The organism is Pseudomonas sp. RIT-562, from assembly GCF_026241895.1.
Classification (GTDB): domain Bacteria; phylum Pseudomonadota; class Gammaproteobacteria; order Pseudomonadales; family Pseudomonadaceae; genus Aquipseudomonas; species Aquipseudomonas mandelii_F.
The window spans coordinates 81,571-106,757 of sequence record NZ_JAPJIV010000018.1; the positions used below are offsets into that span (position 1 = coordinate 81,571).

At 58.3% G+C, this 25,187-nt stretch carries 25 protein-coding genes; 19 read left to right on the forward strand and 6 right to left on the reverse strand.

Going from position 1 to position 25,187, the window contains the following annotated elements; all coding sequences use genetic code 11:
* Nucleotides 1-11: 11 nt before the first annotated feature.
* Nucleotides 12-332 (reverse strand): 2Fe-2S iron-sulfur cluster-binding protein, encoded by a 321-nt coding sequence (locus ORL50_RS20550; RefSeq protein ID WP_020300799.1) that lies wholly within the window; start codon nt 330-332, stop codon nt 12-14.
* A 27-nt stretch (nt 333-359) separates the two neighbouring features.
* Entirely contained in the window at nt 360-1,622 is a 1,263-nt protein-coding gene (locus tag ORL50_RS20555) for an MFS transporter (RefSeq protein ID WP_020300798.1), read from the reverse strand.
* A gap of 361 nt (nt 1,623-1,983) precedes the next feature.
* Between ORL50_RS20555 and ORL50_RS20560 the strand changes: the two genes are divergently transcribed.
* The 6 genes from ORL50_RS20560 (at nt 1,984) to ORL50_RS20585 (ending at nt 7,433) form a co-directional block, all read left to right on the forward strand.
* The gene (locus ORL50_RS20560; RefSeq protein WP_020300797.1) at nt 1,984-2,220 is read left to right on the forward strand and encodes a ferredoxin; all 237 of its coding nucleotides are present in this window, start codon (nt 1,984-1,986) and stop codon (nt 2,218-2,220) included.
* 52 nt (nt 2,221-2,272) lie between these two features.
* Nucleotides 2,273-3,031 (forward strand): SDR family NAD(P)-dependent oxidoreductase, encoded by a 759-nt coding sequence (locus ORL50_RS20565; protein ID WP_020300796.1) that lies wholly within the window; start codon nt 2,273-2,275, stop codon nt 3,029-3,031.
* Between the two features lie 66 nt (nt 3,032-3,097).
* Complete coding sequence (locus tag ORL50_RS20570) at nt 3,098-4,048, forward strand: VOC family protein (protein ID WP_032904513.1); 951 nt, start codon at nt 3,098-3,100, stop codon at nt 4,046-4,048.
* 1 nt (nt 4,049) lies between these two features.
* Complete coding sequence (locus tag ORL50_RS20575) at nt 4,050-4,934, forward strand: fumarylacetoacetate hydrolase family protein (protein WP_020300794.1); 885 nt, start codon at nt 4,050-4,052, stop codon at nt 4,932-4,934.
* A 38-nt stretch (nt 4,935-4,972) separates the two neighbouring features.
* Nucleotides 4,973-6,559, forward strand: a complete 1,587-nt coding sequence (locus tag ORL50_RS20580) for an MFS transporter (RefSeq protein WP_020300793.1) — start codon at nt 4,973-4,975, stop codon at nt 6,557-6,559.
* A gap of 88 nt (nt 6,560-6,647) precedes the next feature.
* On the forward strand, nt 6,648-7,433 hold the full coding sequence (locus tag ORL50_RS20585) for an IclR family transcriptional regulator (RefSeq protein ID WP_020300792.1): 786 nt from the start codon (nt 6,648-6,650) through the stop codon (nt 7,431-7,433).
* Nucleotides 7,434-7,442: 9 nt separating this feature from the next.
* Here ORL50_RS20585 and ORL50_RS20590 read toward each other — a convergent pair whose 3' ends face one another.
* Nucleotides 7,443-8,633, reverse strand: coding sequence for a thiolase family protein (locus ORL50_RS20590; RefSeq protein WP_020300791.1), 1,191 nt, complete (start codon nt 8,631-8,633; stop codon nt 7,443-7,445).
* A complete protein-coding gene (locus ORL50_RS20595; protein WP_266017609.1) occupies nt 8,633-9,031 on the reverse strand; it encodes a Zn-ribbon domain-containing OB-fold protein in 399 nt (132 codons plus the stop codon). Before ORL50_RS20595 ends, ORL50_RS20590 begins: the two co-directional genes overlap by 1 nt.
* A 139-nt stretch (nt 9,032-9,170) precedes the next feature.
* On the opposite strand from ORL50_RS20595, the gene ORL50_RS20600 reads away from it, so the two are divergent.
* From ORL50_RS20600 to ORL50_RS20615, 4 genes are all read left to right on the forward strand, one after another.
* Complete coding sequence (locus ORL50_RS20600) at nt 9,171-9,872, forward strand: SDR family NAD(P)-dependent oxidoreductase (protein WP_020300789.1); 702 nt, start codon at nt 9,171-9,173, stop codon at nt 9,870-9,872.
* Entirely contained in the window at nt 9,869-10,867 is a 999-nt protein-coding gene (locus ORL50_RS20605) for a fumarylacetoacetate hydrolase family protein (RefSeq protein ID WP_020300788.1), read from the forward strand. Before ORL50_RS20600 ends, ORL50_RS20605 begins: the two co-directional genes overlap by 4 nt.
* Nucleotides 10,868-10,990: 123 nt before the next feature.
* Entirely contained in the window at nt 10,991-12,391 is a 1,401-nt protein-coding gene (locus ORL50_RS20610; RefSeq protein WP_057005046.1) for an aromatic ring-hydroxylating dioxygenase subunit alpha, read from the forward strand.
* Nucleotides 12,392-12,481: 90 nt separating this feature from the next.
* Complete coding sequence (locus tag ORL50_RS20615; protein WP_057005047.1) at nt 12,482-13,057, forward strand: aromatic-ring-hydroxylating dioxygenase subunit beta; 576 nt, start codon at nt 12,482-12,484, stop codon at nt 13,055-13,057.
* Between the two features lie 84 nt (nt 13,058-13,141).
* Here ORL50_RS20615 and ORL50_RS20620 read toward each other — a convergent pair whose 3' ends face one another.
* Nucleotides 13,142-13,882 carry a DUF2889 domain-containing protein gene (locus ORL50_RS20620; RefSeq protein ID WP_057005048.1) on the reverse strand — a complete coding sequence of 247 codons (741 nt, stop codon included), beginning with the start codon at nt 13,880-13,882 and terminating at the stop codon, nt 13,142-13,144.
* Nucleotides 13,883-13,983: 101 nt separating this feature from the next.
* Between ORL50_RS20620 and ORL50_RS20625 the strand changes: the two genes are divergently transcribed.
* Nucleotides 13,984-14,784, forward strand: coding sequence for an SDR family NAD(P)-dependent oxidoreductase (locus tag ORL50_RS20625; protein ID WP_126588877.1), 801 nt, complete (start codon nt 13,984-13,986; stop codon nt 14,782-14,784).
* Between the two features lie 128 nt (nt 14,785-14,912).
* On the opposite strand, the gene ORL50_RS20630 is transcribed toward ORL50_RS20625, so the two are convergent.
* On the reverse strand, nt 14,913-16,544 hold the full coding sequence (locus ORL50_RS20630; RefSeq protein WP_057005050.1) for an ATP-dependent acyl-CoA ligase: 1,632 nt from the start codon (nt 16,542-16,544) through the stop codon (nt 14,913-14,915).
* A 183-nt stretch (nt 16,545-16,727) separates the two neighbouring features.
* On the opposite strand from ORL50_RS20630, the gene ORL50_RS20635 reads away from it, so the two are divergent.
* From ORL50_RS20635 to ORL50_RS20670, 8 genes are all read left to right on the forward strand, one after another.
* Nucleotides 16,728-17,459 carry a TetR/AcrR family transcriptional regulator gene (locus ORL50_RS20635; RefSeq protein WP_194690346.1) on the forward strand — a complete coding sequence of 244 codons (732 nt, stop codon included), beginning with the start codon at nt 16,728-16,730 and terminating at the stop codon, nt 17,457-17,459.
* Between the two features lie 346 nt (nt 17,460-17,805).
* Nucleotides 17,806-18,870, forward strand: a complete 1,065-nt coding sequence (locus ORL50_RS20640; RefSeq protein WP_020300781.1) for an amidohydrolase family protein — start codon at nt 17,806-17,808, stop codon at nt 18,868-18,870.
* Nucleotides 18,870-19,721: a fumarylacetoacetate hydrolase family protein gene (locus tag ORL50_RS20645; protein ID WP_057005052.1), complete on the forward strand. Its 852-nt coding sequence runs from the start codon at nt 18,870-18,872 to the stop codon at nt 19,719-19,721. Before ORL50_RS20640 ends, ORL50_RS20645 begins: the two co-directional genes overlap by 1 nt.
* A gap of 13 nt (nt 19,722-19,734) precedes the next feature.
* The gene (locus ORL50_RS20650; protein ID WP_057005053.1) at nt 19,735-20,637 is read left to right on the forward strand and encodes a 3-hydroxyacyl-CoA dehydrogenase; all 903 of its coding nucleotides are present in this window, start codon (nt 19,735-19,737) and stop codon (nt 20,635-20,637) included.
* A complete protein-coding gene (locus ORL50_RS20655) occupies nt 20,634-21,809 on the forward strand; it encodes a thiolase family protein (RefSeq protein WP_057005054.1) in 1,176 nt (391 codons plus the stop codon). Before ORL50_RS20650 ends, ORL50_RS20655 begins: the two co-directional genes overlap by 4 nt.
* Before the next feature lies 1 nt (nt 21,810).
* The gene (locus ORL50_RS20660) at nt 21,811-22,314 is read left to right on the forward strand and encodes a carboxymuconolactone decarboxylase family protein (protein ID WP_169850674.1); all 504 of its coding nucleotides are present in this window, start codon (nt 21,811-21,813) and stop codon (nt 22,312-22,314) included.
* A 139-nt stretch (nt 22,315-22,453) separates the two neighbouring features.
* Nucleotides 22,454-23,731, forward strand: a complete 1,278-nt coding sequence (locus ORL50_RS20665) for a cytochrome P450 (RefSeq protein WP_057005055.1) — start codon at nt 22,454-22,456, stop codon at nt 23,729-23,731.
* Between the two features lie 113 nt (nt 23,732-23,844).
* Nucleotides 23,845-25,152 carry an amidohydrolase family protein gene (locus tag ORL50_RS20670; RefSeq protein WP_057005056.1) on the forward strand — a complete coding sequence of 436 codons (1,308 nt, stop codon included), beginning with the start codon at nt 23,845-23,847 and terminating at the stop codon, nt 25,150-25,152.
* Nucleotides 25,153-25,187 lie beyond the last annotated feature (35 nt).

Consider the following 25,187-nt stretch of genomic DNA (forward strand, 5'->3'; position numbering starts at 1 on the left):
TTCACGCGCATTCAGAATTGCGACGACGGCAGGTGCAAAACCATGCCGTCCATGTCTTCGCTGATGATCATTTGACAGCTCAAGCGGCTGCTGTCGCGACGTTCGAAAGCGTACTCGAGCATGTCGTTCTCCATGCCTTCCGCCGCTTGCACCTTGCCCAGCCAGGCCTCGTCGACATAGGTGTGACAGGTGGCGCAACTGCAGGCACCACCGCAGTCGGCAGAAATACCCGGCACCGAGGCGAAGGTCGCGGCTTGCATCACCGACTGGCCGATGTCGCCTTTGACTTGATGGGCGGTGCCGTTGTGTTCAATAAATGTCAATGTGGGCATGTTCTGCTCCGATTCTTGTTAGGGGGCTCAGGATTGGCTGGGAATGGTTTGCACGTTGAAGTGCGGCACTCGCCCAAGGGTCAGTAGCAACAGCGGACCGATCAGGCAGCAGGCGGCGCTATAAACCAGCATGGCGTTATACGATCCGGTGCGCGCCAGCATGTACGCAAAGAGCAACGGCGCCAGCGCCGAAGCCACGGTATTGAGGCCCTGATGCACGCCGAACAGGCGGCCGTATTCGCGCAAGCCGAAGTAGCGGGCAATCAGGAACGCGGCAATATCGAACTCCGCCCCGGCGCCAAAACCAACCAGCACCGCCGCCAGCATGAGCGGGGCAAATTCGGTGGTCGGGCTCAGGTAGATGAAACAACCGATAGCGGGCAGCACCAGGCTGATCGCAGACACAATCGGCGGCCACAGACGATCGAGCAGATAGCCGATAAGCATGCGGCCGAAGATCAGCGAAATACCAAAGCAGCTGAAAATGGTGGCCGCGTCCCCCGCGGATAGGCCTCGGGCTTGCAGCATGGGCACGGTGCTGGTGACCATGCCGACAATCGAAGAAATCACCAGGCTGAGCGCCAGGTTACAGGTCCAGAATTTCAGCGAGCCCATGCCTTCACGAAAAGACATGCCGGGCAATTGCTCCAGCGCACGCCCGCCGTCACGGTGACCGGCAACAGAGGGTAGTTTGAACCACAGCAGAATCAGCGGCAGCAGCACCAACAGATTGAGCAGCGCGAGAATCACGAAGGCCGCGCGCCAGTCCCATTGCTCGATGCCCCAGGCCATCAGCCGGGGAATGATGGCGGCAGTGACACCAGTCCCGGACAGACCAATGGCGAGCGCCAGGCCGCGATTGCTGTCGAACCAAAGACTGATCAGCTGGGTCCAGGTTACGGCCAGCGCGCCCATGCCGACGATGGGCAGCAGTGCAAAGGCGATGTACATCGACCAGATCGATTGGGTCAGCTGCGTGGTTGCCAGGTAACCGAGTGACAACAACAGCAGGGAAATAACGGTAACGCGCTTCATGCCGTAGCGCAGGTTGAACCAACCCACCAACTGCAATGACACCACCGCGCCGCCAAACAGAAAGGTGATGCAGGCTTGCAGCTCACTTTTGCTCCAGCCAAAGGCATCGCCGAGCGGCACGACCAGTGTGCCGAAACCATAGAGCAGGGCGGCGTTGATGCTGATGGCCACTCCGGCGACCGACAAAATCAGGATTTTCCAGCTTTGGCGGAATTCGCGCAGATCGATTGCCGCTTCGTTTCTAGACGGGTGCATGGAGTTGGCTTCCTTATAGGTTTTGTTGAGCCAAGCACTGCTACAAGTGGTGATGTGAATCACCGCCAGCAGATTCTTTGAACAGAATCTGGTTTTTTAATCAGAATAAAATCAGAAATTCGGCTTTGTCCAGCGCAGCTATCTGACTAACGGACAAACGAATTTCATGCGTTGCACCCACGGTTGAATCACTCTGAAGCCAGCCGTGTTCAACATCCTGCTGCGATTCCCTTTTTTTAAGCCAAGGCAATGATCAGGGACAGCGGATGAGCCTCAGCATATCCGCGTTAAAAATTAATTGCACATAAAATAAATAAGTGTTCATAATTTGCAAAAGCTGAACCTGATAAAGGAGAAAAAAATGAGTTCAGAAAAAGCGCAGTTCAAAGCGGTGGCCGACCGAAGCCGCTGCTGTGGTTATGGTTTGTGTGCTGCGATTTGCCCCAGCCTGTACAAGCTTGATGCCGATGGCATGGTGTACCTCGACGATGCCCGCGTGCCGCCGGAGTTGGAGGAGGAGGCTCGTGAGGGTGCAGCCGCTTGCCCCGCGGAGGCCATCTGGCTTGAGCCCATCACCCCGGATGACGAAGCCGTTTGATGGCGTGAGCGCCTGCCGCAAACGTGATAACCACTGAGGTGAGGATGTGCTAATGGGTCGATTACCAAACAAGGTCGCGCTGATAACCGGTACAGGCGGCGGCCAGGGCAGGGCTGCGGCGCTACGTTTTGCCCGTGAAGGGGCGATTGTGGTCGGTTGCGATTTCAATGCCGAAGGTCACGAGGAGACTGCAGCGTTGATGCAGGCCGAGGGTTTTACCCTGTACGGCTCGGCACCCGTGGACCTGGGTGATCATGAACAGGCCAAGGCCTGGATCGATGCCGCCGTGGCTGAACACGGGCGCATCGACATCCTGTACAACAACGCTTCCGCCGCACGCTTCGGGCTGGTCAGCGAGCTGTCGATCGAAGATTGGCAGTACACCATGCGCAACGAAATCGACCTGCTGTTCTATACCACCAAATATGCATGGCACCACTTGGCCGAACAGCGCGGAGTGATCATCAATGTATCGTCCACCGCTGCATGGGGTGGCTCGAAAGTGGCCGGCATTTCCGCGCATTCGGCTGCAAAGGGCGCTGTGGTGTCCTTCACTCGCCAGTTGGCGGTAGAAGGGGCGCCGTTCGGTATACGTGCGGTCAGTTTGAGCCCGGGATTTGTCGCGACGCCTGGCACCCGGCCTTTTCTGGAAGACCCCAAAATGCGCGCCATGCTGCTGGATGGCGTATTGATGGATCGCCCCGGCGAACCCGAGGAAGTGGTGGCAATGGCGGTCTTTGTCGCCTCGGATGAGGCTTCATTCATTACCGGTTCGGACTTCGTCATCGATGGCGGGTTACTCGCGATCTAGCACGCGCGGCGCCCTGGCATGGGCTACCGGCACCCTTTCATCTCGAACAATAACAAGGTGAATAACGTGGACATCATCGGTATCGGTTACATGGGCTTTGAGACCCCCAATCTCCAAGCGTGGCGTGAGTACGGCCCTCAGGTGATGGGTTTTGGCATAGGCAAGAACCCCGAGAGTGATCCCGATTCGCTGTACTTCAAGATCGATGATCGTCGGCATCGCTTCGCTTTTCATCCTGGCAAGGTAGACCGCATTGTCTACATCGGTTGGGAAGCGGTGGGGCGCATGGCGTTCGAGGACGGCATCAAGAAGCTGGCAGCCGCCAATGTCGACTTCACTCGCGGTGATGCTGAGCTGTGCGAAAAGCGTGGCGTGCGTGAATTAGTGCGTTTTCGTGACCCGGTGGGGTATCAGCACGAATTGTTTTACGGGCAAAAATGGCTGCCGCGCTCGTTCCAGCCGGGCCGCCCGCACAGTGGTTTCCTTGCCGACGAACGGGGTGCGGGTCATGTGGTGCTGATCACCCCGGACTACACTCCGGAACTGGAAGACTTCCTGCTTAATGTCATGGGTTTCAGCTGGTATGGCGCTGGTGCGGGCAAGGGACGAACCGGTTTCTTCCGCTCCAAACTCAACCATCACACCAGCCATGACATCGCTTATGGTCACGGACCGGGTCGCATGGGCGTGCAGCATGTCGGGCTGTTTGTACGCAACGTGCGTGATGTCGGTGAGACCTACGACATCGTGCGTCAGCGTGAACTGCCGATGATGATGACCCTCGGCCAACATGCCCAGGACCCCCATCTGTCGTTCTACCATTTCAATCCGTCCGGGTTCGCCTTCGAGACCATTGCTGAAATCGAGCCATGGCAAGGCGATCCCTATGAGCTGAATCCAGAAAAACTCAGCCTGTGGGGCCACGAAATGGTCGGGCCAATTCTCGGCGCCAGCGTCAAGACGCCGGAAGAAGTGCTCGACGCCGAGTACCTGCCGACCTACTTGGCCAAGCGCTGACATGCGTCTGGCGCGGGTCGAAGTTGCCGGGCAAGCGTTCTGGGCGTTGCTGAATGCGCAAGCTGATTGCTTTCGGCGAATTAATGCTCCTTTCGCCCACTGGGCCGGGCTAGGGGCGGATCTTGCGCCAGACGCCCTCGACCCGAGTGGCGAATGGTTGCCGTTGTCGGCTGCGCGCCTGCTTGCGCCATTGGAACCCGGTAGCCGGGTTTTTGGTGTGGGCCTCAATTACCTCAGCCACCTCAAGCGCCTTGGCAGTGATTCTCCGGCGCACCCGTTGGCGTACATGAAACCGGAGTCAGCGCTGGTTGGTGCCTATGACGAGATCGATTATTCGCCGCTGACCACCCAGCTTGATTACGAGGTGGAACTGGTCGCCGTAGTGGGCCGCCCGTTGCTGGATGAACCGCATGCCAGCGACTGCCTGCTGGGGTATACGGTGGGCAATGACATAAGTGCGCGCGATGCCGGCAAGCAGATTGGTCGTCTGGACCTGTTGACCCAGAAAGCCATGGACCGCACCACACCGGTAGGTCCATGGATCGTGACCGCGGACGAGCTGGGTGTAACGGGGCAACCGGCTTTAGATATGCGCCTGAGCGTTAACTATGAACTGCGCCAGCAGGACAATACCCGGCAGATGATTTTTCCCCTGGATGAGTTGCTCAATTATCTGGATGCACGCATCAGTCTGCGTCCTGGCGACCTGGTGTTTACCGGATCCACCCACGGCGTAGGACTGGAAAGCGGGCGTTTTTTACGGCCGGGTGATCGGGTCGAGGCTGAGATTGCAGGTATCGGTCGACAGAGCAATACCATCGCTGCGCCACGCCAACTCATCCCCGCCCGTGCGGCGGGGCGACTGGGTCAGCCGCTGGACAAGTAATCCCTGAAACTGACTGGCGTAGCCGCTGAGGAGTGATGATGAGCGAGGGTTCGGCGTGGGCGCCGTTTCGCAACAAAGCGTTCCGCGGTTTATGGCTGGCAGCCGCAGTGGTCAACATGGCTATCTGGATGCAGACGGTCGCCGCGGCGTGGATCATGACCACATTGACGACGTCGGCAGCCATGGTCTCTCTGGTGCAAACCGCCGTGACCCTACCGGTATTTCTGTTTGCCTTTCCCGGTGGGGTGATTGCCGATCGGGTAGACCGTCGCAGTTGGCTGATCATTACCCAGTGCATGATGCTGTTCGCCGCACTGGTGTTGTGTGTGCTGGCGTACAGCGCGCACATGGAAACCTGGGGCTTGTTGGCGTTTACCTTTGTGCTCGGTACTGGCAGTGCGCTGGGCATGTCGGCGTGGATGGTGACCATGGTCGGCGTACTGCCTCGCGACCAGGTGCCGGCTGCAGTGTCCTTGAACGGAATTTCCATCAATGCCACCCGGGCTTTGGGCCCCGCGTTGGCGGGTGCACTGATTGCATACTGGAACACGACCTCGGTATTTCTGGTGATCGCGCTGTGTATGTTCGCGGTGCTCCTCTTCCTCTTTCGTATCGCGCCCAACCCGCCTGCCGTGGGCTTGCCACCGGAAACCCTGACCGGTGGCATGCGCAGTGGCCTGCGCTATATCCGGCATTCAGCGGTCCTGTTCAGCGCCATGAAGCAGGTTCTTGTGTTCACCATGAGTGCCAGTGCTTTATGGGCCTTGCTGCCACTGGTGGCCAAGCAGGAATTGGGTATGGACGCTGGTGGTTATGGCTTGCTCATGGCGTTTCTTGGTGCCGGTGCAGTATTGGCTGCGCTGAGCTTGCCGCGGTTGTATCGCGTATTGGGCATGCGTCATCTGCTGGTTTGCGGCGCCATTTCCTTTGCCCTCGCCACCCTCACTGCCGCGCTATCCAACAACCGCTACGCGGTCTGCGCAATGCTGCTGCTGGCAGGGTTCGGCTGGATGGCGGTCAACGCGACCATTTCAACGGTGGTGCAAACCTATGCCGCCAATTGGGTGCGCGCACGGGTCGCATCGGTCTATGTGTTGATCCTGATGGGCGCGATGGCGGCCGGCGGTGCGATATGGGGGGCATTGGCCGAGTATCTGGGATTGAGCCAGAGCTTGCTGCTCTCGACACTGTTGTTGCTGGTCGGCATCGCGCTGACCCGAAATGGCCATGTGGAACTGGGCCAGGAAGCAGACTTTGCCGAGGTGCAGTTGACCGACACACTCCAGCTGGCCAGTCCGGTGTCCCATTCCGAAGGACCGGTATCGGTGGAGATTGTGTACCAGGTGGCGGCGCCGGACCGCGATGAATTTCTGGCTGCCGTATACGCGGTAGGCAAGGCGCGACGGCGCAACGGTGCGCAAAACTGGCGTTTGTACCGCGACATGGCGGACCCGCAACTCTACAGCGAGCGCTTTATTGTCGAGTCATGGCTGGAATACTTGCGCCAACAGGTTCGGGTGACCCAGGCCGACCAGGCCCAAGAGCGTCTCATCGAGCGTTTTCGTCGCGAAGATCTGCAAACCCGTCGTTTGATCTATCAGCCGCCAGTGAAATTAACCGATTGAAGTGTTCGAGTAATTCCCAGATAAAACTTTTACGGCGCCAATCATTCTCAGGTTAGAATGGCGCCACTCTAAAGTTACTGGATTGGGCATGGAACTCACTGACGTCAACGACAGCAGCAAATCGGCCGGCGCAACCCTCGTCAAGCCTGTATCCAACGCCATACGCATCTTGCGCTATCTCAGTCAGGTGGGCACGCCGGAACGTTCAGTGGACATCGCCCGGCAACTGAAAATCAATCCAAGTACCTGCTTCAACATCCTGCGCACCCTGGTGCAAGAGGAGGTGGTCGATTTCAGTGCCCTTTCCAAGCGTTACACCGTGGGCCTGGGCCTGGCGCGCCTGGTTGAACAATTGGTGACTCAGGGTCACCGCGTGCAAATGGCCAAACCCCTGTTGCAGAACCTGGCTGCACGCCAGCGGGTGACCATCACCCTGTGGCGCAAAATGAGCCCTGACCGCATCGTCATTGTCAGTTCCGCCGCGAGCCCGACCGATGTGCGTATCGACATGGCTGAAGGTCAGCGTCTGCCAATTCTGATGGGCGCCAGCGGCCGGTTGTTCGCTACGCAGATCGACCTCGACGATCCGGAAGTACAGAGCAGTTTCGAGACGATTCGCTGGGCCCAGCCGCTGTCGCTCGAGGTCTATCGCGAAGAAGTGAGAGAGGCCGCCGAGCGCGGTTGGGCAATGGACGATGGGCATTTTTCGGGGGGGATTCTTGCCATTGCGGCGCCGGTCTTCTCACCAACCAACAGCATCGATTTCACCGTGTCAGCGGTGATGTTCCGTGGCCAACGGGATGAAGAGGGCCTTGCCGAACTGGGCAAGGCGCTGATCGAGTTCTGCAGCGAAGTGGCCGGCGTACTCTACTGAGGCGCGCCGTTACTCGCGAACCAGTAGCAGGCTACCCCCCAGCGGGCCGCCTCCGGCTGCCACCGTACTGACGCGGTGTTCGCGGGTTTGCCGGCCTTCGGCACGACCCCACAGTTGCAGGCAGGCTTCATGCACGTAACCCAGGCCGTGGGTGCGTCCGCCAGACAGCTGCCCGCCATTGGTATTGATGGGCAAGCTGCCCTCCAGTGCGATGCGCGTGCCACCCTCGACGAACGCGCCACTTTCCCCAATGGGGCACAGGCCCAGGGCTTCAAGCCAGATCAGGGTCAAGATCGAAAATCCGTCATACAACTGCGCAGATTCAACATCCTGCGGGGTGTAGTCGGTGCGTGCCCACATCATCTCGCCAACATCGAAGGCGGCCATTTTGGTCAGGGAGATCTGATCCCACGACCAGGGCTGGTTCAACGCTGCGCCCATGGCCTCGATGCGAATTGGTTTATTTGGCTGGTCCTGGGCGATATCACGACGGGACAGGATGATGGCGGTGGACGCATCACAATGCACGTCGCAGTCGAACATGCGCAGAGGCGTTGAAATCATTCGCGATGCCATGTAGTCGTCCATGCTCATCGGCGTGCGGTACAGCGCCTTGGGGTTGCGCATGGCGTTCTGGCGACACGTCAGGGCTATCTGCGCCAGCTGCTCCGGTCGGGTGCCGTATTCATGGAAGTGACGCTGGGCATACAACGCCATCAGATTGATGCCCGATTGCACATTGAACGGGGTAAACCACTGCCAGGCGTAGCTGCTGTCGCGACCCTGGGTTTTGTTGGTCAGTGCGCCGGCCTGTTTGTTGAGCATACGGGCTGACGCTTCGGTGATGGTGCGAAACACCAGTACGTGCTTGCACAGGCCCGCCGCAATCGCCATGGCCCCGTTAATGACCCCGGTAAGCGGGCCGGGCCCTTCATAACCGCCACCGAACCAGTTGACGTTGAGCCCAAGGGCGCTCTTCAGCGCACTGGGACCGACCGGTGAGAACGGGTCGCCATTGTTGTTATCACCCGGCCAGCAGGCCACGCCGTCGATGTCGCTACGTTGCAGGCCGGCGTCCGCAATGGCTTCCAGGCAGGCGTCCAGGGTCAGGCGCATCGCTGACTTGGTAGACGGTCGGCCGATCTCTGATTGCCCGATACCGGTAATGGCTACGTCTTTTTCATAACGATGATCGAACATCACTGATCCTTCTCGAACAGAGGCAACCACACATCCTCGACATTGAGGAAGCTGACCCGTACCGGCATGTCGATATGTACATCCGTGACCGGCATGCCCACCACGTTACTCACGAACTGCAAGCCGGGTTGCTCAACGAGCTCGATGATCGCCACCACATAGGGCACCTCCAGGTCGGGGGTCCAGGGTTGATAGTTGATGGTGAAGCTAAGTACGGTGCCCTTGCCGGACACCGCTTGCGGCGCCACGTCGAAGCTTGCGCAATGCGGGCAGAGCGGGGCGGGCGGGTGGAAATACCGGCTACAGGCTGCGCAGAGATGAACGAGCAGTTCGCCCTGTTGACCGCCTTGCCAGAAGGCGCGGTTGTCGGCGTTGAGTGCAGGCAGTTTTCTAGGCATCAGCGGTCCGCAGGTGAGTGTTTGACTTGAAGTCATACGGTATCATTTGTACATATTTTCTAAAAGTGTCATATATTCATCCGGACAAAGGCGCGAATCGACCGTTCGCGCCGTAAAACAACAACAAGAGGATTTCGCGATGTCCCAATCACTATTGGACAAGAGGGTAGTCGTCACCGGCGGGTTTGGTGCCCTCGGCAGCGCACTTGGCAAATTTCTGCTGGCGCGAGGCGCCCGGGTGGCGTTGCTGGATCGTAGCGAGGCCCCAGCTGCCTTGCTGGATACGGAAAACCTGCTGTGCCTGGGTGGTGTCGACCTGACTTCGAGCGAGTCGGCCAGCGCTGCGTTCGAGCAGGTCGCGGGGCATTTGGGTGGCATCGACGGTTTGGTCAATGTCGCGGGCGGGTTTGCCTGGGAGACCGTCGAAGGTGGCAGCCTGCTGACCTGGGATCGCCTCTATCAGATGAACGTACGTACCGCAGTGGTCAGTTCTCAATCCGCGTTGACACACCTGCTGGATTCCAAGGCCGGGCGCATCGTCAACATTGGCGCGCTGGCCTCTGTCAAAGCCGCAACAGGTATGGGGGCTTATGCCGCCTCCAAGGCCGGTGTGGCCCGGTTGACCGAGGCGTTGGCCGAGGAACTGAAGGATCGTGGTGTAACGGTCAACGCTGTGCTGCCGAGCATCATTGACACCCCCGCCAACCGCGCCGACATGCCTGATGCTGACAGCAGCCGCTGGGTCACTCCGCAGGCGTTGGCGGCGGTAGTGGCGTTTCTTTTATCCGACGAAGCCGCAGCAGTAACCGGTGCGCTGCTCCCCGTGAGTGGTCGCGTATGAGACTGGTGACGTATACCGACGCCGAAGGGTTTGAGCGCGCGGGTGCATTGCTCAATCGGGATCAGCAGGTACTCGACCTGCAACACGCTTACCGCTTGCTGGAAGGTCGTGACAGTGTGGCGTTGAGCAGCATTCTGGCTTTGGTAGAGGCCGGCGAACCGGCGCTGGAATTGGCCCGCTCACTGGTCGCTAAGGCACCCTCGGCGGCGGTGCTGGAGCGTGCCAGCGTGAAGCTGCGTGCACCGATCCAGCCGCCTCCACAAATGCGCGACTGTTCCTGCTTCGAATTGCATCTGCGCCAGAGCTTCGCGGCGGCCCGTCGTGCCCGTGCGCTGCGTACCGAAGACCCGGAAGCCACGCTGAAAGCGATGAACACCCGCGCTGACGATCGGGTCATCGAGACTTTCAACAAGCAGCCTATTTACTACAAGGGCAACCGTTTCGCGGTGATTGGCATCGACGATGAATTTCAATGGCCGAGCTACAGCCGGGCGATGGATTTCGAACTGGAGTTCGGTTGCTACATCGGTAAGCGCGGCAAGGACATCAGCCGTGAAGCCGCCCGGGCGCATATCGTCGGCTACACCATCTTCAACGACATGAGTGCCCGCGACGCCCAGGCCCTGGAAATGCCCGGCATGCTCGGCCCGGCCAAGAGCAAGGATTTTGATACCGCCAATATCATGGGCCCCTGTCTGGTGACAGCCGATGAGCTGGGTGATCCCTATGACCTGAACATGGTCGCCCGGGTCAATGGCGAGGAGTGGGGGCGCGGCAATACCCGCGATATGCGCTGGAGTTTCGAAGACGTGATTGCCCACGTGTCCCGCTCGGAAACCCTGTACCCCGGCGAGTTTCTGGGCTCCGGCACGGTCGGCAACGGCTGCGGCCTGGAGCAATTGCGTTATTTGAAGCCTGGCGATGTGGTTGAACTGGAGATCGACGGCATTGGTGTGCTGCGCACTCAAGCGGGCAAGGCATCGAACAAGGATTGACGCGTACGTGAATGACGGAAGAATTCACTTACAAGTACAAAGTGAATTCTATGTACATAAATAGAGAAAGTGTCTTATATTTCGCTGCGACTACTGTCGTGACGCTCTGATCAGGAGGCAATCATGCTAACAAGAACAAGCCCCGTATTGTCTGATGGAACCAAGGTCTCTGACCTCATCTATCCCTCTAGCCGTGAAGTACAAATGCGCGTGTTGTCTGACCGCGAAATCTACGAGCTGGAGATGGAAAAAATCTTCGGCAAGATCTGGGTACTCCTGGGTCACGAGTCGGAGATCCCCAATTCCGGGGACTTCATGGTCCGCGACCTGGGCTCCGACTCGGTCATTGTTGCCCGTGGTAAAGAGGGCGAGGTGTTTGTAAACCTCAATGTGTGCCCGCACCGCGGCATGCGCATCAGCACCGCCGATTGTGGCAACACGCAAATTCATAAATGCATCTACCACGGCTGGGCCTTCCGCCCGAATGGCGACTTTGTCGGCTCACCCGTCGAGCGTGAGTGCATGCACGGCAAGATGCTGCCAAAAGAAGAACTGGGCCTGAAAAAGGCACGGGTCACGCTGTACGGCGGTCTGGTCTTTGCGACCTGGAATATCGATGGGCCGTCGTTTGACGAATTCCTCGGCGATGCCAAGTGGTATTACGACATGCTGTTCTGCCGCTCCGACAAGGGCATGGAAGTACTCGGCCCACCGCAGCGCTTTATCGTTAACGCCAACTGGAAAACGGCTGGCGAGCAATCGGCGGCTGACGGTTTCCACACACTGACCTTGCACCGTTGGCTGGGCGAAGTGGGCAATTACGCCAAGAAAGGCGAGGGTGAAACAGCCGACCTCAGCCCGGAAATGATCGGAGTTGAAATCAGCTCGCCCCATGGCCATGCCCTGCGCTGCATCGACCTGGCGCGCAAGATCAAGCGCCTGACCGGCCTCGATCCGGCAGAGTTGAGTGTGCAGCAGAAGCTCGAAGCATTGCCGCCTGCCGGCATGACCGCCGACATGGTCGAACAGCTGGCACGCAACTTGACCGAAGATCAGTTGAAAGTGCTCACCAGCATGCCGCCGCAAGTCGGTGGAATGTTCCCGAACATTCTTTTCGGTTTTGTCTACATTCCGCAGCCGGATGGCACTGTCGTCGGCTCGATGACCCTGCACGCCTACGTGCCGCAAGGTCCGGACAAGCTCGAGTTCGTCAACTGGGTATTTGCCGAGAAAGACGCTTCCCCGGAATTGCGCGACAAGATGCTCAAGCAAACCATCCAGCTGTTCGGCACGTCCGGCATGGTCGAGCAGGATGACTCCGATACCTGGCCGCACATGACGCTGGCTGCCAAGGGGGCGATGGGCCGCAAGAGCACGATGAAGTACCAGGCAGTCTTTGAAACGGGGGCGCCGGAAGGCTGGCCTGGCCCGGGCATCGTCAACGAAGGTTTCACCAAGGACGATACCCAGTGGCACTGGTGGTTGTACTGGCATGAGCTGATGACTGCATCGGACGACAAGTAAAGCGTCTGTTACGCCTGGTATGACTGCGGTCCTGAGGGGCCGCAGTTGCTGGAAACCGCATTAACAAGAATAAAAGTGAGGGAATGACTCATGGCTCAGGTTCAACAACGCGGTGTGGAGGATATCCAGCCGGGTTCCCCAGTCGGTACCAAGCGAGTACCGGTAGGCTCGCCGATTTACAACGATGTGGTGACCTTTCTCTACGAGGAAGCCACGCTGCTGGACCAGATTCGCCTGCAGGAGTGGGCCGAACGCCTGGACACCGACCTGGTGTACACAGTGCCGCTACGCCAGACGCGCTTGGCCGCCGAGTTGAAAACCACCATCGTGCGCAGCGTTCAGCATTACCACGATGACTACCGCTCGATCATGGGCCGAATCCTGCGCCTGTCCGGCAAAAGTGCCTGGGCGGAAGATCCTCCTTCGCGTACCCGACGTCTGGTGACCAACGTGTTTGTCGAAGAAACCGACAAGAGCGATGAGTTTGTGGTGACCAGTTACCTGCTGCTGACCCGTAGCCGGTTCAAGGACCACCACGTCGACATTATCAGTGGCGAACGGCGTGATGTGCTGCGCCTGAGTGAAGTGGGATTCAAGTTGGCGCGGCGCGAAGTCATCATTGACCAGGCGGTGCTTGGAACACCCAATCTGGCCGTCTTCCTCTAGTTCGTACCGGCGGTCTGGTTTGAACCCGGATCGCCGTACCTTGAAGGCATTGGCCGCTCTGTTCTTGACGCAAGAGCGAAGCGGCTATTGCTGTTGTCTCAGCCATTGCTGATCCTCTGCGCACAACTTGAGCTGCTCGTGGCTGAAATCCAGAGTCGAGCCTTTCATGCGCAGTGCCTGCTCCGCACGTTCGGGTTGCTGGCTGTAGCAGAGGGCGCTGGTAGCGGCGTGAATCTGGGCGTCGAGGTTGTACGCACGCCCCATCGAAATCAGGGTGCAGCGGCGAAGCAAAAGAGCCGCTTCGGCGGCTTCTTCATTGAGGGTGCTCAGTGCCCAGCGTGCCATACCTTCGCGAAGGTTGATGCCGCAGTAGGGGGCTGGTCTTTCGATCAGGGTGCCATCGACTTCCCAGCTCAGCTTTTCAACGCCGTCGCACAGCAACGTAGCGCGAGTGTGATTGGCAATACGCTGGCCGACGTTGATGTCATAACGGCGCTGGTGGGGGCCTCGAGCGGCCGCCGCGACAGCGAGGCCCGCGAGGTCCAGCAGATGGGTGCATTGATGACTGGCATCGGTCTGACGGGTGACCGAGTGGGCTATCCGGTCCAGTTTCATGCCCACCAGGTGCTGTAATTGATCGCAAGCCTGAGGGCACAAGGAATAAGGGTAGCGAAGCGCTTCGCCGCCAATGGCGGTGACTTCACCTTGATGGTGGCAGACCCAGACACGGAAGTGGTGGAAGTCGTCTTCCAGCGCGGCTCGGACTTCGCCCGTGCCATTGCCGGGATGAGCAATGATGTCTACGCGGCGACGAAATACACTCATCCTCAATATCCTTGCTTCAATGCTGTTCAGGCTGACGAAATCAGCTATATTTGAACACTATAACCAAAAATGTTCACTAAAAAACAAGAAATGGAGTGGCTATGGCACTGCTAAACGAACAGGTCGCGTTGATTACCGGTGCAGGTGGCGGAATAGGCCGCGGTATCGCGCTGAACTTTGCCAAAGAGGGCGCTGCTGTGGTGGTCGCCGAGCTGGATGTCACCAGTGGCGAGGCCATAGTCGCCGAACTCAAAGCGCTGGGTGCCCAAGCGGTGTTCATCAAGACCGACGTGTGCAGCAAGGCCGATATCGAAGCTGCCGTGCAATTGGCCGTTGATCAGTTCGGTGGTCTGGACATATTGGTTAACAACGCCTTTGCGCCAACACCCAATGTCCTTCTGGAAGAAAAAACCGACGCGATGCTGGAGAAAACCCTCGGTTCTACAGTGTGGGCGGCCTGGTGGGCGATGAAAGCCGCACTGCCCCACATGAAAGCGAGAGGCGGCGGCAAGATTATCAACTTCTATTCCATCGATATCGAGATCGGCGCCTGGTTGCACGGCGACTACAACACGGCAAAGGCAGCGATCGTGGGGCTGACTCGTAGCGCGGCTTCTGAATGGGGGCGGTTCAACATTCGAACCAATGCCATCGCACCGACTGCGATGGGTGCGACCTTTCACAAACTCGCTGCAGAGAACCCGGGGTTTGCCGAAATGTCCGCTTCGATGCGTCCGTTGGGGCGCTGTGGCGAGCCTGAAGCTGATATCGGGCCGGTGGTGGTATTCCTCGCTTCGGAGATGTCGCGCTTTATCACTGGCGAGACCATTCACGTCGATGGTGGCCTGCACTTACCCGGTTACAACTCCCGCCCCAAAGGCATTCCCGTGCGCGAGTATTGATTACCCCGGTTGATGCAGGAGCGAGCAAGCTCGCTCCTGCAAAGAAGGCTCCAGGCCCAAGAGACGCGAAAGCCCGCTTCAAAGCGGGCTTTCGACGTTGGATCGACGAGACATACCGGGCAGGACCGTTACTTTTTGGACACCACGATCGATGTGGTTTCCAGATCCCAGGTGGCGGCGGTTTTACCTTCATCGCGCAGCAGATACTTCAACACCCGACCCTGCGGGTTTTTCGGCAAGCTGCTGCGAAACTCGATGTAGCGCGGCAAGGCATAGTAGGGCACCGAGTCGGTGGCCCAATGGAACAGCTGCTCCGGGTCTAGCGTCACGCCTTCATGCAGTACGGCAGTCACCTTCACATCATCCTCGCCTTTATCAGAAGGCACGGCATGCACCGCCACTTCGGCCAGTGCCGGGTGAGAAGCAAAGGCTGCTTCCATTTCAAAGCTGGAAATGTTCTCCCCCCTGCGACGCATGTAGTCCTTCTTGCGGTCGACAAAGTAGAAGAAGCCATCATCATCGAATTTGCCAACGTCGCCGGTGTGGAACCACATGTTGCGCATCAGCTTCTGGGTATCCTCCGGACGACGCCAGTAGCCCTGGAACATGATGTCGGGACGGAGCGGGCGCACCACGATTTCGCCAGGGGAGTTGGGCGGTACTTCCTGATCGAGGTCGTCGACGATCCTAACGTCAAAATCTGCAATACGTTTACCCGACGAGCCGGGCGCGGCGTATTCCCCGGCAGCCAGCGAAGTGATAACGCAGGCTTCGGTCAGGCCATAGCCGTTGCCGCCTACCAGCTTGGTGCCGAAGCGCTCGCGCCAGATCTTTTTGGTTTCTTCGGTATAAGGGTTGCCACGGGCGGTATGGATCTGCCCGACGCAGCGCAACATCGCTTCGTTATCTGGCGCCTGGGCGAGGAGGCCGCCCATGCCACCCAGGATCGAGGCAATGGTCGCGCCCGAGCGCTCCACTTCCGGCCAGAAATTCGAGACCGAGAACCGCGCAAGAATGGCGGCGCGCGCGCCCACCAGAATGCTGGCAATGATGGATACACACAGCGCATTCATGTGAAACAGCGGCAGCGGCGTGATGGTGACGTCGTCGGCACTGGCCGGACCGGCACGTAGTTGCAGGCGCGCCAGATTGCACATGAAGTTGTAGCTGATCATGCAGCCCTTGGAAGGGCCCGTTGTACCCGAGGTGTAAATCAGGCAGGCGAGGTCTGAAGGTTGCGGTTTATTGACGAGTGGGGTGGCGTCATGGCCACGCCATTCATCCAGTGGCGCAATACGAATCGGGCAATCAGGAACTGCTTCGAGGGTGCCACGGTGAAGAATGTGGTGGACGTCCTGCAGTTGTGAGGCGAGCGGGGTGATGCGTGGCAGGTAGGCTGCTTCGCAAATTACCACCGAGGTGCCGGTATCGGCGATCTGATGGCGGAGGAACTCGCCCTTGAGCGCGGTGTTGATCGGCACACTCACGGCGCAGAGCTTGTTGATGGCCAGCCAGGTGGTGACGGCATCGATATTGTTATCCAGCATCGTCAGCACGGTTTCACCGGCCTTGACGCCCAGGGTGGCAAGTGCGTTGGCCATCTTGGTGGAAAGTGAGTCAACCTGAGCATATGTGTATAACTCACCGCTGAAATCCAGCAATATTTTGTCTGGATGCCTTGCTACCGCGCGATCTAACGCGTCAATGACAGTGTCTCGTTCTCCCACTGCCCAGGTGTCTGGATTTCCACTGCTACCCATCAGTTTTCTCCTTTAGGCATCCGTAAGCGGTCGGGTTGCCTGATTTTATTTTGAAGAGAGAATCTGATTCTAAATACAAACGTCTTAAATGTCTTTAGCAATAAGTTGAACATATAGTGTTATTTATGCACAGATCCTGTGCTAACGTTGCACAATCTTTACTCTTCATGAGCCTGTCACGCCATGCCAAAAGCCGCACCCAAGAAAGCAGAGGCGCCAGCGCCGGCTAGCAAACCCAAAAAAAATGCGCCACCTGAAGCAGGGGCGAGCCCGGCTAAACCCGTCGAGCGACGTGCTGCTGCCAACTCAGTGGCAGGAACCAAAGTCAAGCCGAATCGCCGTTCGGAAGAAACCATTGCCAACATCCTTAAAGCCACTGAGGAAGTCGTGCTGATGTCTGGCGCGGATCGTATTTCGATCCTGGATGTGTGCCAGGTAGCGGGCGTTTCCCGTGGCACCTTTTATCGCTATTTCGCTTCGCAAGAGGACTTGCTGGACACCTTTTCACGCCACAAGCGCGAAAGCTTTCACAGCTCGCTGTCCCAGGAACTCGGTCACATCAGTGATCCTGAAGCGCGCTTGAATGCGCTGTTTACCTATCTCGACAACTACCTGGAGCAAAGTCGGGCTCGGCGTCTTCTGGTGGTTGCACCCGACTACGCGCTGGGCTTCTTCCGACGGATTTTCCACGATTCGATCGTGCGCTTTCAGGATGGCCTGGGCATCGTTTTCGACGACTGGGACGAACGCCTCGGGGTGCGTCTTGACCGTGAGCTGATCTGCGAAATGATCATTCGTTACGTGTTGAGCGAAATCCTCGTGCCAGAAGCCGCGGGGCGTCGATTGTTCCCGGTCCGGGTGAAAAAACTCCTGGGCGCGCTGATCATGGGTTCTACCTCGCGCACCCGCCGCTGACCTTAAAGAACTACCCATCGCGCAAACAAAAGCCCCCGTTTATCGGGGGCTTTGCGTTTCCGTACGCTAATTTTTCCCCTCCTGCATTCCACTCTTTTTCGAGGCTGACTCGAAGTTTTGGACCCCTCTAAGCATTTTTCGACGCGAGTTGAGGGCTCTGGGTCAGGCCTCTCCGCGCGCAAATAAAATAAATTGAACAGTATTTTGATTTCTGCTCAATTTAATCTTAAGCTCTGGTCTTGGCAGTGAGCCGTCGGCTTCCCCTTTTCGCGGCAATTTGATCCAGGCCACGTGAAGGCACCGCACAAATAACCAACAAAAAGTGCCAACTTCGAGGTACCTAGACATGCTTATCGATCTTCACGCCCACGCACCGCACCCTGGCTATTACAACCAGCACCCTCACTGGGGGCCGTTCTTTGAGCAGCACGCCGATGGCGATATCAAGCTGCGTGTCGGTGACTGGATTCTCGGTCTTGGGTCGCCAGAGCGTAAGGCTGCCGTGCGCTCCGGCAAGGGGCCCAAGCTTGAAGAGTATTTTGCGCGCTGGGCTGATCCGAAAGTGCGCTTGGCTGGCATGGATGCGGCGGGACAAAACCTGCAGGTCGTGTCCGTACCGTCCCACTGCTACATGTACTGGACCGAAGCCGAATTCGCCGTGCCTTTCGCCCGTACCGTCAACGAGACATTGGCTGAATACTGCTCCGCAGCTCCTGATCGCTTGATGTTCTGGGCTCACGTGCCTTTGAATGCGCCAGAAGCGGCGGCGGCTGAATTGCGCTACGCCTGCACCGTACTGGGCGCTAAAGGTCTGGTCGCTGGCGGCGCCAACTTCGGCGGCCTGGAGTTCGATTCGCCGGAACTCGACGTGGTGTGGAAAACCCTCTGTGATCTGGATCTGCCGATGTTTATTCACGGCTACAACCAGTCGGTCACCTGGGGCAAGAACGCCAACGACGACCGTTACGAAACCACCGCCATCGTTGGCATGCAGTACGACGAAAGCCGTTGTTTCTGGAACCTGATTTGCGGCGGCGTACTGGATCGCTTCCCTGACCTTAAGGTGTACATCACCCATGGCGGCGGCTATGTCCCGTACCAGCTCGGTCGTCTGGCCAAGACCAACGAGAACCTCGACGTCAAATACAACAAAAAGCCGCTGCTCGAGTACATGAAAAACTTCTACTTCGACGTTGAGCTGCATGAAGTACCGATGCGCCAGGCGTTGGTCGATATCATCGGTGCAGACCATGTGCTGTACGGCAGCAACTTCGGCGGTAGCGATGCCGTGCGTCACGACCTGACCCATGGCCTGAAGTTGTCCGACGCCGACTTGCGCAAGATTCGCTATGAAAACGCATGCCGCTTGCTGCACATCGATCCTGCCAAGTTGGGCAAGGTAGGTGCCTGATGAAGCTGGCACGATGTGAGTATTTTGCTACCGGCGTTTTTTGGGCTGTCGTGGATGAGGCCCAGGACCAGGTGACGCCAATTTCCGGCAATTTCAAAGATTGGGCGCCCGGCGTGACTGCCGGACGCGGCATCAGTTCGTTGCGATTCGCCGGGCCAGCGCTCCCCCTTTCCAAAGTGCGCCTGTTGCCGCCGATAGAACCCGTCAACCGGGTGGTCGTGGCTGGCGCTAATTACGCCAAGCATCTGGTGGAGTTTGGATTGAGTGCGCCGTCCCAGCCAGTCGCCTTTCTCAAGGCTTATGGCGCGCTGATTGGCGCCAATGACCCGATCCGCTTTCCACCGTTGACTGAGGAGCTCGATCACGAAGTTGAATTGGTGGCGGTCATCGGTACTGACGAGATTGACCTGGAAAACCCGCTTGCCTGCGTGCTCGGTTACACCGTCGGCAATGACGTCAGCGCGCGCGATCTGCAGCGTAGTGGGCCGGCGGGCATCGGCATGGATCTGTTCGCGGCCAAAAGCCAGGATCGGACTACTGGACTTGGTCCCTGGATCGTCACGAAGGATGAATTTGCGCAAGGGTCACCAACGCTGCGCCTGACCTTGAAAGTAAATGGTGAGACGCGCCAGGACGGCTCCACCGGCGAAATGACCTGGGGTGTTGATCATCTGATCCGCTTTGTCCAGCAGCGCTCGAGTTTTGCCTGTGGCGATGTGTTGTTCACGGGATCGCCGGCGGGAGTGGGGATGGGCACCGGTCTGTTCCTCAAGGAAGGCGATGTGGTCGAAGCCAGCGTCGAAGGCATTGGCACGTTGCGCAATGTGGTCAGTAAAAAGAACCGCGCCTAATCGAGAGCCAAACATGAACGCCAATAAAGAAAAAGTAGTCGTCGTCGGTGCGGGTCTGATGGGCACCGGTATTGCGCATGCGTTCGCCAGCTCCGGTTTCAGTACCTTGTTGGTCGATACCAATGCCGCCTCCCTGACAAACGCCAGGGCGAGCATCGAAAAAATCCTCGCCGATGGCGTGCGCCTGGGCAAAGTCAGCGAAGAAAAAGCCCGGCAATCGTTGGCCAATCTACTGACCTGCAGCGACTTGACTGAAGCGGCGAGTGGCGCCAATTGGCTGGTTGAAACAGTCTCAGAGCAGTTGGCAGTGAAGAAGGCGGTGCTCGCGCAAGCGGCGCCACTGCTGGCACCGGACGCGATTATAGCGACCAATACGTCGGCCCTGAGCGTGACCGAAATTGCGGCGTCAGTGGAGTGTGCAGATCGCGTGATCGGCATGCACTTCTTCAATCCGGTGCACAAAATGAAACTGGTGGAGCTCGTGCGGGGGCTGGCTACCAGTGATGAGGTCGTGGCGCGCACGCGTACCTTGTGCGAGCAGATTGGCAAAACCTCGATCATCGTCAATGAGTCACCAGGATTGACCACCAGTCGCATGTCTGCGCTGTTGGGCAACGAGGCAATGTGGATGCTGCAGGAAGGCACCGCGACCGCTGAAGACATCGACACGGCTCTGCGCCTGGGCTTTAACCATCCGATGGGCCCATTGGAGCTGGGTGACCTGACTGGTTGGGATACGCGGCTGTCTGTTCTGCGTTATCTGCATCAGACCCTGGGTGAGAAATTCAGGCCGTGCCCGCTGATCATCAAAATGGTCGCTGCCGGGCGACTGGGGCGAAAGTCAGGGCAGGGGGTTTACCGCTACGAAGACGGTAAACAAGTACCAGGTTCAGGGCTCAAGGCGAGTGCGTTATGAAAGACATCGTCATAGTTGATGCGGTACGCACGCCAATCGGCAAGTTCCGCGGCAGCCTGGCCGGCGTGCGCGCCGATCACCTCGGGTCGCTGGTGCTCAGCCGGTTGCTGGAACGGGTCGATGTGTCGCCGACGTTGGTCGACGATGTGATATTTGGCAATGTCACGCAAATTGGCGAGCAGTCCGCCAACATCGCCCGTACAGCCTTGCTCGGTGCCGGTTGGCCGGTCACCGTGCCGGGCCTGACCATCGACCGTAAATGTGGGTCGGGCGAAGTGGCCGTGCATTTGGCCGTTGGCGCCATCGCGGCTGGATCCGCTGATATCGTGGTGGCAGGTGGTGCGGAAAACATGAGCCGCGTGCCCATGGGCAGTAACCGTGAAATTCACGGCGAAGCGTTTGGCTGGATGGCAGTGCAACGCTATGAACTGACCAGTCAGGGCGAGGCTGCTGAACGTATCGCCGACAAATGGGCGCTCAGTCGCGATGCGCTGGATGATTTCGCTTTTGCCAGCCATCAGCGTGCTGCCGCGGCGTCCGATGCTGGTTATTTCGATAATGAAATAGTGCCGGTTGCGGTCGAGGAGCTACGAGAGCAAGTGCTGACGGAGCCAGTTGCTGTGTTGCGCGAGGACGAAACCATTCGCCGTGATACATCGCGGGAAAAACTGTCGACGCTAAAAACCAGTTTTCGTCCGGACACCGGTCGAATCACCGCTGGCAACTCGTCACAGATCTCCGACGGAGCAGCGGCATTGCTGTTGATGAGTGCCGAAACCGCGAAAAAACTCGGGCTCAGGGCTCGAGCGCGGATTGTGGCGTTCACAACCGTCGGGTCCGATCCGACGTTAATGCTCACCGGGCCGATTGCTGCCACCCAAAAGGTGTTGAGCCAGGCCGGGCTGAACATCAACGACATCGACTTGTTCGAGGTCAATGAAGCGTTTGCCTCGGTGCCGCTAGCCTGGATGCAGGAGACCGGTGTGTCGCACGACAAGTTGAACGTCAACGGTGGCGCTATTGCCCTCGGTCATCCATTGGGCGCCAGTGGTGCACGCTTGATGACCACCTTGTTGAACGAGCTTGAGCGCCGCGGCGGGCGTTTTGGCCTGCAAGCCATTTGCTGCGCCGGCGGCATGGGCACGGCGACCATTATCGAACGGCTCGATTGAGATGGCGCGCCTACCGCTGATCCCACTGGATGCCATGCCGGCTGCGTTGCAAGACGCGGTGGAGCGGGGCCGGCGCAGTCGCATGCTCAGTTCAACGACGCCGGTGCAGGTCTGGGCTCACCGACCCAAGGTAGCCCTGGCCTGGCTGGGTTTGATGGAGAGCCTGCACAGCGACAGCCTGCTCGATGAGCGTTTACGCGAGTTGGTGCGGCTGAAAATCGCCAGCATCACCACTTGCCAGGCCTGCCAACTGGCGCGCAAGTCCGACTCAGTTACTGAAGAGGATATTGCGTGCATGGCGACGGACAGCGAGTCCTTCACGCCAGCCGAACGTGCCGCGTTGCGTTATGCCGAGTTGTTTGCCAGCGATTACCTGGAGATCGACGACACGCATTTCTTGCGACTCGGGGAGTTTTTCTCTGACGCCCAGGTGGCAGAGCTGGGGCTGTACTGCGCCCTGATGTTGGCGGGTGGCCGCATGACACTGGTGCAGCAGGCCTATTGACACGTCTCGCAGCACAAATAGTTGATCGAATTATTAATAAGTGTCCAATACCGATCTAGTCAGGCCTATTATCAGCCAGAAGGTATGGCCTTAAGCAGCTACCTGACAAAAAATAATGACAAAAATAGCGGAGACGATCATGTCCACACCGGTGCAGAACGATCTGACGAAGGCTTTCACCGACGTAGCCAGTAATTATCGCGGTACCAGCGATATCGACCTGCACGCGACTTACCGCGATATGCGCGCCAATTCGCCCGTGCTGCAAGGCAACTTCATGGCAAGTCTGGGCGTGCCGTCGATTGCCGGCCTGGATGCCAGCCGGCCAACCTTCACACTGTTCAAATACGACGATGTCATGGCGGTCATGCGTGACGCCGGCACCTTTACCAGCGGTTTTATCGCCGAGGGGCTGGGTGCGTTTTTCGATGGCTTGATCCTCACTGCAATGGACGGGGATGCTCACAAGAACATCCGTAATCTGCTGCAACCGGTATTCATGCCCGAGACGGTGAATCGCTGGAAAGAAACTAAGATCGATCGGGTGATTCGCGAGGAGTATCTCAAGCCGATGGTCCCGGCCAAGGGTGCCGATCTGATGGACTTTGCCCTGTATTTTCCGATCCGGGTGATTTACGCGTTGATCGGCTTTCCCGAGGATCGTCCCGAGCAGATCGAGCAGTACGCGGCCTGGGCGCTGGCCATCCTGGCGGGCCCGCAAGTCGATCCGGAAAAAGCCGCCGCGGCCCGCGGCGCGGCCATGCAGGCCGCTCAGGCTCTGTACGATGTGGTGAAAGTGGTGGTGTCCGAGCGTCGCGCCGAGGGCGCATCGGGCGATGACCTGATCAGCCGGCTGATCAACGCGGAGTATCAAGGACGGTCGCTGGACGATCATGAAATCGCCACCTTTGTACGCTCACTGCTCCCGGCTGCCAGCGAAACCACGACTCGCACCTTCGGTACCTTGATGTCGTTGCTGCTGCAAAATCCGGAGGTGCTGGAGCGGGTGCGTAATGACCGTAGCCTTGTAAACAAGGCCATCGACGAGGCGGTGCGCTTCGAGCCTGTGGCCACCTTCAAGGTGCGTCAGGCCGCCAAGGACCTGGAGATCCGCGGTGTAGCCATCCCCAAAGGGGCAATGGTGCAATGCATCGTGACCTCGGCCAATCGCGACGAAGATGCATTCGAAAACGCCGATAAATTCGACATCGACCGCAAGCCCAAACCTTCGTTTGGCTTCGGCTTTGGCCCACACATGTGTATCGGTCAATTCGTGGCCAAAACCGAGATCAACTGCGCACTGAATGCGATCCTCGACCTGATGCCCAACATCCGTCTCGACCCTGACAAACCCGGGCCGCAGATCGTCGGCGCACAGCTGCGCGGTCCGCACTATTTGCACGTGCTGTGGGACTGATGGAGATGCGCACTCGATTTAATATGAACAGATTCAAAAAATGTGTTTAATTAAATAGAGATGTGCACTATGATTCAGGCACAACAACAAGCCCGAATGCGAAGGGGAAAACAATGAAAGTTGAAGATCTGATTCTTGTCAGCGTCGATGACCACGCGATCGAGCCGCCGAATGCTTTTGCTCGCCACATGCCCGCCCGCTTCAAGGGTCGTGAGCCGCATGTGGTCAAAAAGGGTGATCGTGATGTGTGGGTCTTCGAGGAACAGGCCACTGGCTACATGGGCCTCAATTCCGTGGTCGGTCGACCAAAAGAGGAATACGGCATGGAGCCGCTGGGCTACGAGCAAATGCGCCGTGGCACCTGGAACATCAAGGACCGCGTCGACGACATGAACGCCAACGGCGTACTCGGTTCATTGTGCTTCCCCACCTTTCCGGGTTTTGCCGGACAGCGTTTCCAGGTACACGCTGACCGAGACGTGGCGATGGCGGCCATCCAGGCCTACAACGACTGGCATTTGCACGATTGGTGCAACGCTGCGCCAGGCCGTTTCATTCCGCTGATGATCGTGCCGTGGTGGGACATGAAAGCCGCGGCTGCCGAAGTCGAACGTCTGGCCAGACAAGGTGTGCACGCGCTTTCGCTGTCGGACAACCCGGCTATTCATGGCTACCCGTCGATCCATAGCGATTACTGGGACCCGCTGTGGAAAGCCTGCAGCGATAACAAGGTGGTGATCTGCTGCCATATCGGTACCGGCGTGAAAGCTCAACACGCTTCGGATTTGTCGCCTATCGACGCTTGGATCACCTCCATGCCGATTTCCATCGCCAACTCCGCCGCAGACTGGATCTGGGCGCCGATGTGGAAGAAATTCCCGGACCTGCGCATGGCGCTTTCCGAAGGCGGCATCGGCTGGATTCCTTATTTGCTGGAGCGTGCTGACTTCACCCACCGTCACCATAACGCGTGGACCAATTCCAACTTCGACGGGAAGATGCCCAGCGACATCTTCAACAAGCACTTCATCACCTGCTTCATTGAAGATAATTTCGGCCTGAAGAACCTCGATTATCTGAACGCCGAGATGGTTACGTGGGAAAGCGATTACCCGCACTCCGACTGCACCTGGCCGAACTCGCCGGAAACCGCTTGGGAAGGGTTGCAGCACCTGCCTAAAGAGATGATCGACAAAGTCACTCACTTGAACGCAATGCGTGAGTTTTCCTTCGATCCGTTCGCTATCCACGGTCGGGAAAACTGCACGGTCGGCGCGCTGCGGGCTCAGGCCACGCACGTCAGCACCGAGCCAGCACTGGGCTTGGGTGGTGCCGATCATGGTCGTCACGACAACAAGCCGGTCACCTCCGGCGACATCAATGCGATGTTTGCCGAGGCTGACGCGCAAACCGCGTTGTAAGTTGCCGCTGTTCCTACAGTCGCCGGCCAACGGCG

Bases quoted from the DNA above. Each gene is read 5' to 3' on its own strand.
- ORL50_RS20555 (WP_020300798.1), bottom strand. From the start codon at position 1,622: ATGCACCCGTCTAGAAACGAAGCGGCAATCGATCTGCGCGAATTCCGC.
- ORL50_RS20595 (WP_266017609.1), bottom strand. From the start codon at position 9,031: ATGCCTAGAAAACTGCCTGCACTCAACGCCGACAACCGCGCCTTCTGG.
- ORL50_RS20575 (WP_020300794.1), top strand. From the start codon at position 4,050: ATGCGTCTGGCGCGGGTCGAAGTTGCCGGGCAAGCGTTCTGGGCGTTG.
- ORL50_RS20630 (WP_057005050.1), bottom strand. From the start codon at position 16,544: ATGGGTAGCAGTGGAAATCCAGACACCTGGGCAGTGGGAGAACGAGAC.
- ORL50_RS20610 (WP_057005046.1), top strand. From the start codon at position 10,991: ATGCTAACAAGAACAAGCCCCGTATTGTCTGATGGAACCAAGGTCTCT.
- ORL50_RS20670 (WP_057005056.1), top strand. From the start codon at position 23,845: ATGAAAGTTGAAGATCTGATTCTTGTCAGCGTCGATGACCACGCGATC.
- ORL50_RS20600 (WP_020300789.1), top strand. From the start codon at position 9,171: ATGTCCCAATCACTATTGGACAAGAGGGTAGTCGTCACCGGCGGGTTT.
- ORL50_RS20650 (WP_057005053.1), top strand. From the start codon at position 19,735: ATGAACGCCAATAAAGAAAAAGTAGTCGTCGTCGGTGCGGGTCTGATG.
- ORL50_RS20640 (WP_020300781.1), top strand. From the start codon at position 17,806: ATGCTTATCGATCTTCACGCCCACGCACCGCACCCTGGCTATTACAAC.
- ORL50_RS20565 (WP_020300796.1), top strand. From the start codon at position 2,273: ATGGGTCGATTACCAAACAAGGTCGCGCTGATAACCGGTACAGGCGGC.
- ORL50_RS20665 (WP_057005055.1), top strand. From the start codon at position 22,454: ATGTCCACACCGGTGCAGAACGATCTGACGAAGGCTTTCACCGACGTA.
- ORL50_RS20620 (WP_057005048.1), bottom strand. From the start codon at position 13,882: ATGAGTGTATTTCGTCGCCGCGTAGACATCATTGCTCATCCCGGCAAT.
- ORL50_RS20605 (WP_020300788.1), top strand. From the start codon at position 9,869: ATGAGACTGGTGACGTATACCGACGCCGAAGGGTTTGAGCGCGCGGGT.
- ORL50_RS20645 (WP_057005052.1), top strand. From the start codon at position 18,870: ATGAAGCTGGCACGATGTGAGTATTTTGCTACCGGCGTTTTTTGGGCT.
- ORL50_RS20585 (WP_020300792.1), top strand. From the start codon at position 6,648: ATGGAACTCACTGACGTCAACGACAGCAGCAAATCGGCCGGCGCAACC.
- ORL50_RS20635 (WP_194690346.1), top strand. From the start codon at position 16,728: ATGCCAAAAGCCGCACCCAAGAAAGCAGAGGCGCCAGCGCCGGCTAGC.
- ORL50_RS20580 (WP_020300793.1), top strand. From the start codon at position 4,973: ATGAGCGAGGGTTCGGCGTGGGCGCCGTTTCGCAACAAAGCGTTCCGC.
- ORL50_RS20590 (WP_020300791.1), bottom strand. From the start codon at position 8,633: ATGTTCGATCATCGTTATGAAAAAGACGTAGCCATTACCGGTATCGGG.
- ORL50_RS20550 (WP_020300799.1), bottom strand. From the start codon at position 332: ATGCCCACATTGACATTTATTGAACACAACGGCACCGCCCATCAAGTC.
- ORL50_RS20660 (WP_169850674.1), top strand. From the start codon at position 21,811: ATGGCGCGCCTACCGCTGATCCCACTGGATGCCATGCCGGCTGCGTTG.
- ORL50_RS20560 (WP_020300797.1), top strand. From the start codon at position 1,984: ATGAGTTCAGAAAAAGCGCAGTTCAAAGCGGTGGCCGACCGAAGCCGC.
- ORL50_RS20655 (WP_057005054.1), top strand. From the start codon at position 20,634: ATGAAAGACATCGTCATAGTTGATGCGGTACGCACGCCAATCGGCAAG.
- ORL50_RS20615 (WP_057005047.1), top strand. From the start codon at position 12,482: ATGGCTCAGGTTCAACAACGCGGTGTGGAGGATATCCAGCCGGGTTCC.
- ORL50_RS20625 (WP_126588877.1), top strand. From the start codon at position 13,984: ATGGCACTGCTAAACGAACAGGTCGCGTTGATTACCGGTGCAGGTGGC.